The organism is Aureimonas populi, from assembly GCF_017815515.1.
Taxonomy (GTDB): domain Bacteria; phylum Pseudomonadota; class Alphaproteobacteria; order Rhizobiales; family Rhizobiaceae; genus Aureimonas; species Aureimonas populi.
Map to the genome: position 1 here is coordinate 1,887,751 of NZ_CP072611.1, position 12,481 is coordinate 1,900,231.

The window sequence follows — 12,481 nt, forward strand, 5'->3', positions numbered from 1 at the left end:
CGTAGATTGTAGCCTAAGGCAATGTTGAAGCAGCAGGCGCATGAACTGGGACGATGCCCGCATATTCCTGGCGGTCGCGCGCGAGGGGCAGCTTCTCTCGGCTGCGCGGCGGCTGGGGCTGAACCATGCCACGGTCGGGCGCCGCCTTTCCGCGCTGGAGGAGGCGCTGGGGGCGCGGCTTTTCGAGCGGCGGCCCAATGGCTGCTTCATCACGGCCGAGGGCGAGACGTTCCTGGCCAGCGCCGAGCGCATCGAGGAGGAGTGGCTGGCCGCGCGGGCGCGGCTGGCCACGCCCGGCGGCGCGGTGACGGGCACGGTGCGGATCGGCGCGCCGGACGGGTTCGGAACAGCCTTCCTGGCGCCGCGCCTCGGCCCGCTTCTGGCGCGGCACCCCCATCTGGGCGTGGAGCTGGTGCCGGTGCCGCGCGCCTTCTCCCTCTCGCGCCGCGAGGCCGACATCGCCATTACGCTGGAGCGGCCCGAGCACGGCCGTCTCGTCTCGCGCAAGCTGGTGGACTACTCGCTCGGCCTCTATGCGGCCACGTCCTATCTCGATCGGCGCGGGCGCCCCCATACGCTGGAGGAACTGGCCGGACACGATCTCGTGGGGCCGGTGGACGACCTTCTCCACACTCCGCATCTGGCCTATGCGGCGGACCTCAAGCTCGAATGGCGAGCGCGTTTTGCCGTCTCGTCGGCCCTCGGGCAAACGGAGGCGACGGCGGCCGGCTTCGGGATCGGCATTCTCCATCGCTTCCTGGCCGCGCCGCTCGCCGGGGTGGAGAGCGTGCTGCCCCAGGCGGAGGTGCGGCGAAGCTACTGGCTGGCGCTGCACGAAAGCGCGCGCGACGTGCCGCGCATCGCCGCCGTCGCCGGCTTCATCGCCGAACTCGTCCGGGCCGAGCGCGCGATCTTCGGCTGACGCTCAGCTCGCCGGAACGAGCTCGCCAAGGCTGCGCACCAGGTCGGAAATGTCGCACGGCTTGTTGCAGACCAGCGTGTGGGGGTAGCGTGTCTTGAGGTTCTCGCGCACGCCATGGCCCGTGTGGAACAGGAAAGGGATGCCGCGCTCCTCCAGCCGGTCGGCGACGGGAAAGGAGGTCTTGCCGTGCAGGTCGAGGTCGAGGATGGCCGCATGGCAGCTCACCGTCTGCGCCAGCTTCTCCGCTTCCTCCAGGCGACCCGCGCAGACGACCTGCGCGCCCGCCTCGACCAGCTCGGCCTCGATGTCCATGGCGATCATGAACTCATCCTCGACCAGAAGAATCTGGCGGCCGGCGAGGCTGGGCTTTGAGGTCATGGGTGTCGTTCCGGAATAAGCGTTACGCGGCAGATAACGTGAATGACAGGCTAAAGGTTCAACGTTCAATCAGAATTTTTCGCCCCTCGGCGCGGGGGCCGTTGAAGCATCATGGGGTGGAAAGCCTTCCAATTCCTTCGCCCCCAAAACTGCACCTTGGCGGCATGGCGGAAATAAAAGGCGTTCACTTTACCTACGGTTGCATCCGCGCCGCGCGCGGCGGGCGCTATTCCACATGCAGCATTCTTGCAGGCGACGCCAGCATCATGGCGCCGCGGCGCGCTTTGCGACAATAAGGCGTTAGTCTTCGACGCTGCGTTACTCCATTTTCTGCAATCGGCGCTTGCAGCCGCCGAAAGGAACGCATAATGACGACTTTGTATTTTTGACTGGAGTTGAACGCCGTGAAACCGCATCGCGACCCTATCGATGTCCATGTGGGAAGCCGCCTGCGCTTGCTGCGAACGGCTCGTCGTCTTTCGCTGGAAGAGCTGGGGCGCCGCATCGGCGTGACCTATCAGCAGATCCAGAAATACGAGACGGGCGCCAACCGCGTCAGCGCCTCCACGCTCTACCGGATCGCGCAGACGCTGGAGGTCTCGATCTCCTACTTCTTCGACGGGCTGGGCGACGAGACCCTCGACGGAGCGGGCGCGCTGTCGGACCGGGCGACGCTCCAATCCTCCATCGCCATCTCGCGCATTCGTGATTCGCAGGTGCGCGATCGCCTGCGCGCCCTCATCGACGTGCTGGACACGACGCCGCAGCGCTGATGCGCGGCGGCGCCGGGAGCGCTCAGTTGCGGCCGAGCGCCGCCTGGGCGAGCCGGATCCAGTAGGAGACGCCGTAGGCGAGCGCGCGGTCGTCGAAATCGTAGCGCGCATTGTGCAGGGGCGCCGAATCGCCGTTGCCCATGAAGATGAAGGCGCCCGGCTTCTCCTCCAGCATGTAGGAAAAGTCCTCCCCGGCCATCAGCGGCGCGACGCCCGTGTCCACCGCCGCCTCGCCCACCAGCTCGCCCGCGATCCGGGCGCAGAACTGCGCCTCCTGCGGCGCGTTCATCGTCACCGGATAGTTGCGGTCGTAGGCGATGTCCGCCTCCATCCCGTGCGCGCCGGCGATGCCCGCCACGATCTCGCGCATACGCGTTTCGGTCAGGTCGCGCACCGCGCGCGAAAGCGTGCGCACGGTTCCCGAGATCACCGCTTCGTCCGGGATGACGTTGTGGATGAAGCCCGCATGGAACTGCGTCACCGACAGGACACTCGATTCCAGCGGGTCGACATTGCGCGAGACGACCTGCTGGAGGGCCTGGACCAGCGCCGCGCCGGCCAGGACGGGGTCGAGGCTGCGATGCGGGATCGCTGCGTGGCCGCCACGGCCGCGCAGGGTGATGACGAACTCGTCCGTCGCCGCCATCATCGCGCCGGGCCGGATGGCGAAGCTGCCGATGGCCATGCCGGGAATGTTGTGCAGGCCGAAGACGCGCTCCACGGGGAAGCGCTCGAACAGCCCGTCCTCGATCATCGCCCGCGCGCCCGCGCCCCCTTCCTCCGCCGGCTGGAAGATGAAGGCCACGCTCCCGTCGAAATCGCGCGTGCGGGCCAGCTCGCGCGCCGCGCCCAGCAGCATGGCGGTGTGTCCGTCATGGCCGCAGGCATGCATCACGCCCTTGTGCGTGGAGGCGTAGGGCGCGCCCGTTTCCTCCACGATGGGCAGGGCGTCCATGTCGGCGCGCAGGCCCACCATGCGCCCGCCGGGGCCGGAGCGTCCGTGCACCACGCCCACCACGCCGGTCCGCCCGATGCCGGTGGCCACCTCGTCGCAGCCGAAGCCCGACAGCTTCTCCGCCACGAAGGCGGCCGTCTCGTGCAGGTCGTAGAGCAGTTCGGGATGGGCGTGGAGATGGTGCCTCCATTGCGTGATCCCGGTTTCGTCGATGAGGGGGCGTTCGTCGAGCAGCATGGCATTCCTGCTGGAAGGATGGTGGTTCCGGACGGGAGCGGGCTGGAGGCCCTTATGAACTATCCATGGTTCACAACAGCCTCTATGCTTGCGCGGCGTCCTCGAAAGACTCAAGGGGCCTATCCTGCCACGAGAGCGCCACAGGGGCGAGATAGCCGCGGGCGGTTTCAGGGCATTGCGCCCGGCGGCCCGGCGCATGTCGAAGCGTCCTTTTCTCGAAGGAAGACGATATCTGTCATGATCGCATCGCGTTCGTCCGCCGTTCGCTTCCTCGCCCTCGCGGCGATGCTCGCCGTCAGCCCGGCGGCGCTGGCCGGGCCGACCGTGGTGATGGACGTGGAGAGCGGGCGCGTGATCGCGCAGGCCGACGCGTCCAAGCGCTGGTATCCGGCCTCCACCACCAAGCTGATGACGGCCTATCTGGCGTTGAAGGACGTCGAGGCGCAGAAGGCGGCGCTCGACACGCCCGTCGTGATGACGCGGCGCGCCGCCAGCGAGGCGCCGAGCAAGATGGGCTATGAGCCCGGCTCCGTCATGCGCCTCGACAACGCCCTTCGCATGATCATGGTGAAGTCGGCCAACGACGTGTCCGTGGCCATCGCGCAGGCGCTGGCCGGCGGCTCGGTGGAGGACTTCGTGGCGCGCATGAACGCGGAAGCCCGGCGGCTGGGCATGCGCGACACGCGCTTCATCAACCCCAACGGCCTGCCCGGCGAGGGCCAGTATTCGACGGCCAAGGACCTTGCCATCCTCGGTGCGGCGATCCGCCGCGAGTTTCCCGCCTTCGTGGATTACTTCTCCACCGAGGCGATCTCGACCGGAACCGAGACCATGCGCAACGGCAACGACCTTCTGGGCCAGTATGCCGGGGCGGACGGCATGAAGACCGGCTATATCTGCGCTTCCGGCTTCAACGTCGTCGCCTCCGCCACGCGCGGGGGGCGCACGCTGATCGCCGTGGTCCTCGGCTCGGAGGGGCCGATCGCGCGGGCGCGCACCGCAGCGGAGCTGTTCGAGAAGGGCTTTTCCGCCGAGCTGCCCGCGGATGCGCCGCTGATCACGGAACTGCCCACCTCGGAAGGGCCGCCCGCCGACATCAGCCAGGAGATCTGCTCTCAGGAGGGCCGCACCGCCCGCGCCAACGAGCGCGAGGCCGAGGGCGAGCGCGAGAACGTCTTCGGCTCGCCCTACATGACGAGGCTCGAGCGCCCGCGCGTCACCGTGCCGGTGATGCTGGGCGGGGCGGCGGGCGCGCCCGGCGTGGAGCCGGGCATCGAGCAGATCGCGGCCTACGGCATTCCCACGCCCACCTGGCGGCCGCTGCGCGAGGGCGAGGCGGCCACCGTGCGCGCGCCCTCCTCGCGCGAGGCGACGCTGGGCGAGGGCGAGCCGCGGGACGCCGAAGGGGCCAACTGAGCGTGGCGCCCCCTCCCGCGCCCATCCCCGTCACCGTTCTCACGGGCTTCCTGGGGGCCGGCAAGACGACGCTTCTCAACCGCCTCCTGCGCGATCCGGCCCTGCGCGACGCCGCCGTCATCGTCAACGAGTTCGGAGAGGTGGGGATCGATCATCTCCTCGTCGAGCGCTCGGGCGAGGGCATCATCGAATTGTCGGACGGCTGCATCTGCTGCACCGTGCGCGGCGAACTGGTCGACACGCTGGCCGATCTGGTGGACCGGATGCAGACCGGGCGGCTTCGCGCGCTTTCGCGCGTCGTGATCGAAACCACCGGCCTTGCCGATCCCACGCCGATCCTCGCCTCGCTGATGGCCCATCCCGCGCTCATGCGCTCCTTCTCGCTCGCCGGCGTGGTCTGCGTGGTCGATGCGCGGGCCGGCCTTCCGGCCGTGGCCGGCCGCATCGAGGCCGAGCGGCAGATCGCCTGCGCCGACCGGATCGTCCTCTCCAAGGCCGACCTCGCCGCGCCGGGCGCCGATCTCCTGGCCTTCGCGCGGCGGCTCAATCCGCGCGCGGCCCTCGTGGAAGCCGGCGCGGCGACGCCCGCCGCGCTCCTGACGGCGGGCCTCTACGACCCTGCCTCGCGCACCGCCGATGTCCGCTCCTGGCTGGACGGGGCCGCCGCCCATATGGGCCACGCGCACCACCATCACGCCCATGGCGATACGGGCCGCGTGCGCTCCTTCTCGCTCGTGGAAGAGGCGCCGGTGAGCGAGCGGGCGGTGGAGGATTTCCTCGGCCTCCTCGCGGGCACCTTCGGAGACAGGCTGCTGCGGATGAAGGCCGTGGTGCGCACCGTGGAGCGCCCGGGCCGCCCGCTCGTCCTGCACGGGGTGCGCCGGCACATGCATCCCCCCTCCTACCTGCCGGAATGGCCGGCGGACTTCCCCCCGCAATCGCGCTTCGTGCTGATCGGCGAGGAGCTGGACGAGGAGGCCGTGCGCGATCTCTTCTCGGCGCTCTCCGGCAGGCCGCGCGTCGGCGCGGCGGACCGCGCCGCGCTGCTGGCAAATCCGCTGGCGATCCCCGGCGCCTCCTTCGGCTAGCTCCCCCGCCGGATCAGGAACCGGCCCGCCGCGCCGCCGCCGCGCGGCTGCTCCACCAGCTCATGGCCCTCGCTGCGGCACAGATGGCCGATGTCGAGGGCCGCGAGCGGGTCGTCGGCCAGCACCTCCAGGAGCGTGCCGGGCGGCAGCGCGGCCAGGCGCCTTGCCGTCTTCAGCGCGGGGAGGGGGCATTTCAGGCCGCATAGATCGAGACGTTCCACCTCTTCACCATCTTTTGTGGCGGGCACGGGCGCACTATCTCGCAGCTTGCGTCTTCCATGCCATCCTGCCCGGAACCTTTCATGAGCGAATACTCCCCCGATCCCCAGACCGTTGTCGATTTCTGGCGCGAGGCCGGGCCCGAGCGCTGGTTTTCCAGCGAAAAGGCGTTCGACGAGACCATCCGCCAGCGTTTCGGCGACCTTCACGAACGCGCCCTCATGGGCGAGCTCGACCATTGGGCCGAGGAGCCGAACGGCGCGCTGGCTCTGGTGATCGTGCTCGACCAGTTCTCCCGCAACATCCATCGCGGCAGCGCGCAGATGTATGCCGGAGACGAGAAGGCGCTGCAAATCGCGCGCGCGGCGCTGGCGCGGGGCGATCATCACCGCGTCGGCGAGGACCTCAACCAGTTCTTCGCCATGCCGCACATGCATTCGGAACGTCTCGCCGACCAGGAGGAGTGCGTGGGCTGGATGGAGGAGATCGGCGAGGCCAACCTCGTCCATGCGGTGGACCACCGCGACATCGTCGCCCGCTTCGGCCGCTTCCCCCACCGCAACCGGATTCTCGGCCGCGAGACCACGCCGGAAGAACAGGCCTTCCTCGACGAAGGCGGCTTCGCCGGCTGATCTTCGGGGCAGACGAAATCTTAAAGGGCGCGGGGGCAGGCTGCGCGGCGAATCTTTCCTCCCGCCCTCCCGGACCCATTCGAGCCTTTTCCTGCCCATGGCCGCTCCCATCTCGCACCTGACGTCACGCAAGACGCCGCCGGCCGCGCCCTCGCGCCGCCGTGCGGACGCCCTCGCGCAGGCGGATCTCGGCGCGGTCGGCGGCGTGCAGGGCGGGCGCCGGACCTTCTGCGTCTACGGGCCGCAGGCCGCCTTCGAGCTGGCGGACGAACTGGACTTCCTCGTCGCGCGCGCCGTGGAGCCGAACGTCTTCTTCGCGCCCCAGTTCATGCTGCCCGCCATGCCCCGGCTCGACGACCGGCCCGTCCGCCTTCTCGTGGCGCGCGACGAGGACGAGACACGCAGCCGCCTGCGCCTCGTCATGCCCTTCACCGTGGAGCGCGCGGGCCTGTGGGGCGGCCCGCCGGTCGTGCGCGCCTGGGCCCATCCCTTCGGGCCCCTGGGAACCGTGCTTTTCGATGGCGACGATCCGGCCGGCACCGCCTCCAGCCTGTTCCGCGGCCTCACCGATCCGGGCCTCGGACTGCCGCCCATCCTGGTCCTGCCGGACATGCGTCTCGACGGCGCCACCGCCAGAACCCTCGTGACGGAGGCCAAGCGGATGGGCCTGCCGCACGGGCGCCTCCAGCTTCGCAGCCGCGCGGCGCTATCGGCCACGGGCAACCCGGAGGATTTTCTGAAGGGGGCCCTGTCGGGCCGGCGCCGGCGCGAAATGGCCCGCCAGCGCCGCCTGACGGAACGCCGGGGCACGATCGCCTTCGATATCGCGCGCTCGGGCGCCGAGGTGGCGCCGGCCCTGGAGGAGTTCCTTTCGCTGGAGGCCAGCGGCTGGAAAGGGAGGGAGCGGAGTGCGCTGCTGTCCGACCGCTACCGCGCCGCCTTTGCCCGCGAATCCATCAACGGGCTGGCCGCACGCGGCGCGGTTCGAATCTTCACGCTGCGCGTGGACGCCCGTCCCGTCGCCAGCGTCGTGGCGCTGGTGATGGACGGGGAGGCGGTGCTGTGGAAGATGGCCTATGACGAAGCCTTCTCCAGCGTGTCGCCGGGCTTCCACCTCATCGCGCGGGCCAGCCAGGCGCTGATCGCCGACCCGGCCGTGCTGTTCGTGGATTCCTGCGCGGTGCCGGACCACTCCCTGATGAACCGCCTGTGGCGCGAGCGGGTCGAGCTGGGCACGCTCGTCATCGGCCTCAAGCCGGAATCGGGGCCGGTGGATCGTGCGCTCACGGCCCTGCGACGCGCCGCGATGCTGCGCCAGCGCATCGGCCTCCTCCGCCGCGCCGCCCGCCGGCTGCTGCGCCGCGACGCCTGAGGGCGGCGGTTCCCGGCCCGGCCGGCCGGAAACCTTGCGCCGAGACGGGGCGCTTTACTGCCCCGCGGCCTCCACCACCGCGCAGGCCAGCCGGCTGCCGGCGTCGCCGGAAGGCTGGCTGAGATAGTCGTCCGCGCCGCCATGGATCATCAGCGCGCGGTCCGCAATGTCGGTTTCCCCCTCGCCGAGCGTGACGAGAGGATTGAACACCTGCGCGCGCAAGGTGCCGTCGCCGGCGACATACTGGTTCGGCATGTCCCCGGCATGGGGGCCGTTTTCGGCCAGGTAGCCGTGCTCGGCATCCGTGGGGTTGAAGTGCGCGCCCGCCGATTCATGATGCGTGGCCGCGTCGCAGGTGCCCGTCTCGTGGAAGTGGAAGCCGACCCATTCGCCGGCGGGCAGGCCGCTCGCCTCGTAGGAGATGAGAACACCGCCGGGCGTGGCGGTGAATTCGGCCGTGCCGATCTCGTTTCCCTCGCCGTCGATGAAGGTGCCGGTCGCCGTTGCCGGCTCCTGCGCCAGGGCGCTGCCCGTCATCAAAGCCAGGCCGGCGGCCGCTGCCAGAATTCGCATGGGTCTTCTCCTCGGTGGGAATCGTTTCTCGCAAGGCCAACCGCGAAGACTCGCCTCGGGTTCCCCCGACGGCGACGCGCGGGAGCGTGGCGCGCCTGGGCGAAGGCAAGCCCCGTTCAGGCGAGGCCGGGCGCGACCGCGAAGCGGGCCTGCGTACGCGCCTCTATGTCCTCCACCGCCACCCCCTCGGCGCGTTCGATGAGGGTCAGCCCGTTCTCGTCGATCGAGAAGACGCCGAGATCGGTGATGATCAGGTCCACCACGCCCTTGCCGGTCAGGGGCAGGGTGCATTCCTCAAGGATCTTGGGCGCCTCGCTGCCGTCCTTCGTCCGCGCGACATGCTCCATCACCACCACCACCTTCCTTACCCCGGCAACGAGGTCCATCGCCCCGCCCATCCCCTTCACCATCTTGCCGGGGATCATCCAGTTGGCGAGGTCGCCCGAGCCCGACACCTGCATGGCGCCGAGGATCGACAGGTCGATGTGCCCGCCCCGGATCATCCCGAAGCTGTCGGCCGAGGAAAAGTAGCTCGTGGAGGCCAGTTCGGTGATCGTCTGCTTGCCGGCGTTGATGAGGTCGGGGTCCTCCTCTCCCTCCTGAGGGAAGGGGCCCATGCCGAGCATGCCGTTCTCGCTCTGGAGCTGCACCTGCATCCCTTCGGGAATGTGGTTCGACACCAGCGTGGGGATGCCGATGCCCAGATTGACGTAGAAGCCGTCCCGCAGCTCCCGGGCGGCGCGGGCGGCCATCTCCTCTCGCGTCCAGGCCATCAGGCCTCCTCTCCCGCCACGGCGCCGGATCGACGGCGCACGGTGCGCTGCTCGATGCGCTTGGGCGCGTCCGGCACGTGGATCATCCGTTTGATGAAGATGCCGGGCGTGTGGATATGGTCGGGATCGATCTCGCCCGTGGAGACGAGGGTCTCGACCTCGGCCACCGTCACGCTTGCCGCGCTCGCCATCACCGGATTGAAGTTGCGCGCCGTCTTCCGGTAGACGAGATTGCCCTCGTGGTCGCCCTTCCAGGCATGAACGATCGCAAGGTCGGCGAAGAGGGCGTGTTCCATCAGATAGGTCCGGCCGCCGAACTCGCGCGTTTCCTTGCCCTCGGCAACCGGGGTTCCGACCCCCGTCCGCGTGAAGAAGGCGGGAATGCCGGCGCCGCCGGCGCGGATGCGCTCGGCGAGCGTGCCCTGCGGGGTGAACTCCACCTCCAGCTCGCCGGCCAGGAACTGATGCGCGAAAAGCCTGTTCTCGCCCACATAGGAAGAAACCATCTTGCGGATCTGGCGCGTCTCCAGAAGCACGCCGAGCCCCGCGCCGTCGATCCCGGCATTGTTGGAGATCACCGTCAGGCCCTTAACGCCCGAGGCGCGGATCGCCTCGATCAGCATTTCGGGAATGCCGCAGAGCCCGAAGCCGCCCGCCATGATCGTCATCTCGTCACGCAGGAGCCCCGCCAGCGCCTCCCGCGCATCCCGGTAAAGCTTCCGCATCGGCGACCTCCGTGGCGTGGGCCAGAAGGCGTAGCATGGCGGCGAAGCGGTTGCGAAGCCATCGCGCGCGTCGCATTCCATGGAAGGAGAAGGGTGGTGCGGGTGGTCGGAATCGAACCGACACTCCTTTCGGAACCGGATTTTGAGAGACCGGATATCCCCTATCCTTTGTGCCGCCGGGGGTATCCGTTTTCCCGATAACCGACTGTCAGCACTAGCTTTTCTCGGTTCTCGAAACACACATACCTAACCGGCTGTACGCTACGGTTGGCTTTCTAGGTGCACCTATTCTGCACCTGAAATCCGACCTCAACGGAGGTTAGGAATGCCCAAAATCAAACTCACAAAGACCGCTGTAGACGCCGCAACCCCGCAGGAGCGCGATTACGAACTCCGGGATACGACGATACCCGGCTTCCTTGTCAAGGTCACGCCGACCGGCCGCAAGATTTTCATGGTGGCCTACGTCGCCCACAATGGGCAGCGGCGCAAGCCGGCGATCGGCCGTTACGGAGAGATCACGGTCGAGCAGGCGCGTAATATCGCGCAGGACTGGCTTGCAGAGGTGCGCCGGGGTGTCGATCCGAGTGCCGAGCGCGCGGCTGCTCGACAGGCTCTCACCGTGAAGGAATTGTTTGACCGGTTCATCACCGACTATTCGGAGAGCCGCAACAAGCCAGCGACGGTCGAGTCGAACCGCGGATACGGCAAGCGCTACATCATCCCGATCTTGGGCCAGTTCAAGGTTCCGGATGTCACACGTGCCGACATCGCCCACATGATGAAGAAGATGGCGAAGAGCCCCACCAACGCCAATCGCGTCCTGGCGGCTGTGCGGAAGATGTTCAACATGGCCGAGGTCTGGACCCTACGTCCCGATGGCTCCAATCCGTGCCGGCACGTCCCGAAATACCCCGAGCGCGGCAAGACCCGCCTCATCACCGACGCCGAGATGCGCAAACTGTTCGAGTATCTGGACCGCGCCGAGGCCGAGGGCTTGGAGCACCCTTTCATACTTCTCGCCATCCGGCTCCAGTTCGAATTCGCGGCGCGTATGTCCGAGATCCTGAATCTCAAATGGGAATGGATCGATTTCGACAATCACCGCGTCGTCTGGCCCGACAGCAAAACCGGCGGCATGTCCAAGCCAATGAGCGCCGAGGCGATCCGGCTCTTTGAAACCGCGCCCCGGTTGGAAGAGTCGGCGTTTGTCTGCCCGTCGGTCTTCGACCCCAACCTGTCGATGTCGAAGCACACCTATTATCAGGGCTGGCGTCGCATCCTGCAGCGCGCCGGGCTGCCGCATATCGGCACCCACGGCATTCGCCATCGCTCGGCCACCGACATCGCCAATTCCGGCGTGCCGGTGAAGGTCGGGATGGCGCTAACGGCGCACAAGACCGTCACCATGTTCATGAAGTACGTCCACACCGAGGATGACCCGGTAAGGGCGGCGGCCGAGGCGGTAGCTCAGCGGCGTCTGTCTGTGGTGGGTGGAAGGTCTGCTCCTGCTCCAGCGCCGATTGTTGTGCCGCCCGAACCGCCGACCATCGCACCGGCAACCCAGATTGAACCGGCGCCGACCGGGCCGGACGGCAAGCCGCTTGGCTTCGACGACGGGGCCTATTCCTCGCGCACGCGCGTCGGAAACTATCGGCCTTACCGTCACCGCAGCGGAGAGAACCGCGGCGTTCCTCCTGGCACGAAGCGTGCCGAATCGAAGGAGGCGACCCATGGCTGAGAAGGCGCAATCTCAACGCCGGTGGCCGACGCCAGATATCCTGAAGCGCGCGAAGTTCGTCAACGACGCCGGGCCGATCCGGTTCGTCGATACGGAGGCGGCTGCCCGCTACTTAGCGCTCGAGGCTCACACCCTCGAATGCTATCGCTCGCTGGGCGGCGGCCCCGCCTACCACAAGTTCGGGAAATGGGTGCGCTATGCAGTTGATGATCTCGACGCATGGGCCGAGAGCTGCCGGCGCGCGACGACTTCTTCGCCCACGGCCCCGCGCGTCCTCCCCATTGACCGAATATAGGTTCCAACCTATATGGAATGGGAGGTCGAATTCCACCCAGCCTTTGAGGCGGAGGTCCTGACTCTTGAGCGTGATGTCCGCATCGCGTTGATCGCCGCCGCCAGGCTGTTGGCCCACTACGGTCCGCAGCTTGGCCGGCCTCACGCCGACACGCTCAAGGGATCGAAACACGCCAATATGAAGGAGCTGCGGTTCGAGGGTGGCGATGGCGAATGGCGTGCGGCCTTCGCCTTCGATCGCAAGCGAAAGGCCATCGTCCTGGTAGCAGGCGACAAATCTGGCGTCAGTCAGAAGCGCTTCTACAGGACGTTGATCGCAAAGGCGGATCTACGGTTTTCCGAGCATCTGGAAAGCCTGAAATCCGCAAAGAAGGGCAAATGAG

At 68.0% G+C, this 12,481-nt stretch carries 15 protein-coding genes; 9 read left to right on the top strand and 6 right to left on the bottom strand.

Features of this window, described 5'->3' with window-relative positions:
• The first annotated feature begins 40 nt into the window (after positions 1–40).
• Entirely contained in the window at positions 41–922 is an 882-nt protein-coding gene (locus tag J7654_RS08630) for a LysR family transcriptional regulator (RefSeq protein ID WP_209740003.1), read from the top strand.
• A gap of 3 nt (positions 923–925) precedes the next feature.
• Here the strand turns inward: J7654_RS08630 and J7654_RS08635 are convergent, their stop codons facing one another.
• Positions 926–1,300, bottom strand: coding sequence for a response regulator (locus J7654_RS08635; RefSeq protein ID WP_209740004.1), 375 nt, complete (start codon positions 1,298–1,300; stop codon positions 926–928).
• Between the two features lie 404 nt (positions 1,301–1,704).
• Between J7654_RS08635 and J7654_RS08640 the strand changes: the two genes are divergently transcribed.
• The gene (locus J7654_RS08640; protein ID WP_245195727.1) at positions 1,705–2,073 is read left to right on the top strand and encodes a helix-turn-helix domain-containing protein; all 369 of its coding nucleotides are present in this window, start codon (positions 1,705–1,707) and stop codon (positions 2,071–2,073) included.
• A gap of 22 nt (positions 2,074–2,095) precedes the next feature.
• Here J7654_RS08640 and J7654_RS08645 read toward each other — a convergent pair whose 3' ends face one another.
• Positions 2,096–3,265: a M20 aminoacylase family protein gene (locus J7654_RS08645; protein ID WP_209740006.1), complete on the bottom strand. Its 1,170-nt coding sequence runs from the start codon at positions 3,263–3,265 to the stop codon at positions 2,096–2,098.
• A 237-nt stretch (positions 3,266–3,502) separates the two neighbouring features.
• Between J7654_RS08645 and J7654_RS08650 the strand changes: the two genes are divergently transcribed.
• Both J7654_RS08650 and J7654_RS08655 read left to right on the top strand, forming a co-directional pair.
• On the top strand, positions 3,503–4,681 hold the full coding sequence (locus J7654_RS08650; RefSeq protein ID WP_245195728.1) for a D-alanyl-D-alanine carboxypeptidase family protein: 1,179 nt from the start codon (positions 3,503–3,505) through the stop codon (positions 4,679–4,681).
• A gap of 2 nt (positions 4,682–4,683) precedes the next feature.
• Complete coding sequence (locus tag J7654_RS08655) at positions 4,684–5,769, top strand: CobW family GTP-binding protein (RefSeq protein ID WP_209740007.1); 1,086 nt, start codon at positions 4,684–4,686, stop codon at positions 5,767–5,769.
• Here J7654_RS08655 and J7654_RS08660 read toward each other — a convergent pair.
• Positions 5,766–5,990: a sulfurtransferase TusA family protein gene (locus tag J7654_RS08660; protein ID WP_209740009.1), complete on the bottom strand. Its 225-nt coding sequence runs from the start codon at positions 5,988–5,990 to the stop codon at positions 5,766–5,768. The two genes, J7654_RS08655 and J7654_RS08660, sit on opposite strands and share 4 nt — an antisense overlap.
• Positions 5,991–6,071: 81 nt before the next feature.
• Between J7654_RS08660 and J7654_RS08665 the strand changes: the two genes are divergently transcribed.
• Positions 6,072–6,620 carry a DUF924 family protein gene (locus tag J7654_RS08665; RefSeq protein ID WP_209740011.1) on the top strand — a complete coding sequence of 183 codons (549 nt, stop codon included), beginning with the start codon at positions 6,072–6,074 and terminating at the stop codon, positions 6,618–6,620.
• A 97-nt stretch (positions 6,621–6,717) separates the two neighbouring features.
• Positions 6,718–7,992, top strand: a complete 1,275-nt coding sequence (locus J7654_RS08670) for a GNAT family N-acetyltransferase (protein WP_209740014.1) — start codon at positions 6,718–6,720, stop codon at positions 7,990–7,992.
• Positions 7,993–8,046: 54 nt separating this feature from the next.
• On the opposite strand, the gene J7654_RS08675 is transcribed toward J7654_RS08670, so the two are convergent.
• The 3 genes from J7654_RS08675 to J7654_RS08685 form a co-directional block, all read right to left on the bottom strand.
• Positions 8,047–8,565 (bottom strand): superoxide dismutase family protein, encoded by a 519-nt coding sequence (locus J7654_RS08675; RefSeq protein ID WP_209740017.1) that lies wholly within the window; start codon positions 8,563–8,565, stop codon positions 8,047–8,049.
• Positions 8,566–8,681: 116 nt separating this feature from the next.
• Positions 8,682–9,338: a 3-oxoacid CoA-transferase subunit B gene (locus J7654_RS08680; RefSeq protein WP_209740020.1), complete on the bottom strand. Its 657-nt coding sequence runs from the start codon at positions 9,336–9,338 to the stop codon at positions 8,682–8,684.
• On the bottom strand, positions 9,338–10,063 hold the full coding sequence (locus J7654_RS08685) for a CoA transferase subunit A (protein WP_209740023.1): 726 nt from the start codon (positions 10,061–10,063) through the stop codon (positions 9,338–9,340). Before J7654_RS08685 ends, J7654_RS08680 begins: the two co-directional genes overlap by 1 nt.
• 325 nt (positions 10,064–10,388) lie before the next feature.
• On the opposite strand from J7654_RS08685, the gene J7654_RS08690 reads away from it, so the two are divergent.
• From J7654_RS08690 to J7654_RS08700, 3 genes are read left to right on the top strand one after another with little or no spacing between them, the layout of a single operon-like run.
• Positions 10,389–11,804, top strand: a complete 1,416-nt coding sequence (locus J7654_RS08690) for a tyrosine-type recombinase/integrase (protein ID WP_209740026.1) — start codon at positions 10,389–10,391, stop codon at positions 11,802–11,804.
• Positions 11,797–12,099, top strand: a complete 303-nt coding sequence (locus J7654_RS08695) for a helix-turn-helix domain-containing protein (RefSeq protein WP_209740028.1) — start codon at positions 11,797–11,799, stop codon at positions 12,097–12,099. The genes J7654_RS08690 and J7654_RS08695 overlap by 8 nt, the downstream gene beginning before the upstream one ends.
• A gap of 12 nt (positions 12,100–12,111) precedes the next feature.
• Entirely contained in the window at positions 12,112–12,480 is a 369-nt protein-coding gene (locus J7654_RS08700) for a type II toxin-antitoxin system RelE/ParE family toxin (RefSeq protein WP_209740030.1), read from the top strand.
• Position 12,481 lies beyond the last annotated feature (1 nt).

What these genes read in the sequence shown, in the direction of transcription:
- J7654_RS08630 (WP_209740003.1), top strand. Translation starts at nt 41, where the DNA reads ATGAACTGGGACGATGCCCGCATATTCCTGGCGGTCGCGCGCGAGGGG.
- J7654_RS08635 (WP_209740004.1), bottom strand. Translation starts at nt 1,300, where the DNA reads ATGACCTCAAAGCCCAGCCTCGCCGGCCGCCAGATTCTTCTGGTCGAG.
- J7654_RS08645 (WP_209740006.1), bottom strand. Translation starts at nt 3,265, where the DNA reads ATGCTGCTCGACGAACGCCCCCTCATCGACGAAACCGGGATCACGCAA.
- J7654_RS08650 (WP_245195728.1), top strand. Translation starts at nt 3,503, where the DNA reads ATGATCGCATCGCGTTCGTCCGCCGTTCGCTTCCTCGCCCTCGCGGCG.
- J7654_RS08665 (WP_209740011.1), top strand. Translation starts at nt 6,072, where the DNA reads ATGAGCGAATACTCCCCCGATCCCCAGACCGTTGTCGATTTCTGGCGC.
- J7654_RS08670 (WP_209740014.1), top strand. Translation starts at nt 6,718, where the DNA reads ATGGCCGCTCCCATCTCGCACCTGACGTCACGCAAGACGCCGCCGGCC.
- J7654_RS08675 (WP_209740017.1), bottom strand. Translation starts at nt 8,565, where the DNA reads ATGCGAATTCTGGCAGCGGCCGCCGGCCTGGCTTTGATGACGGGCAGC.
- J7654_RS08680 (WP_209740020.1), bottom strand. Translation starts at nt 9,338, where the DNA reads ATGGCCTGGACGCGAGAGGAGATGGCCGCCCGCGCCGCCCGGGAGCTG.
- J7654_RS08685 (WP_209740023.1), bottom strand. Translation starts at nt 10,063, where the DNA reads ATGCGGAAGCTTTACCGGGATGCGCGGGAGGCGCTGGCGGGGCTCCTG.
- J7654_RS08690 (WP_209740026.1), top strand. Translation starts at nt 10,389, where the DNA reads ATGCCCAAAATCAAACTCACAAAGACCGCTGTAGACGCCGCAACCCCG.
- J7654_RS08695 (WP_209740028.1), top strand. Translation starts at nt 11,797, where the DNA reads ATGGCTGAGAAGGCGCAATCTCAACGCCGGTGGCCGACGCCAGATATC.
- J7654_RS08700 (WP_209740030.1), top strand. Translation starts at nt 12,112, where the DNA reads ATGGAATGGGAGGTCGAATTCCACCCAGCCTTTGAGGCGGAGGTCCTG.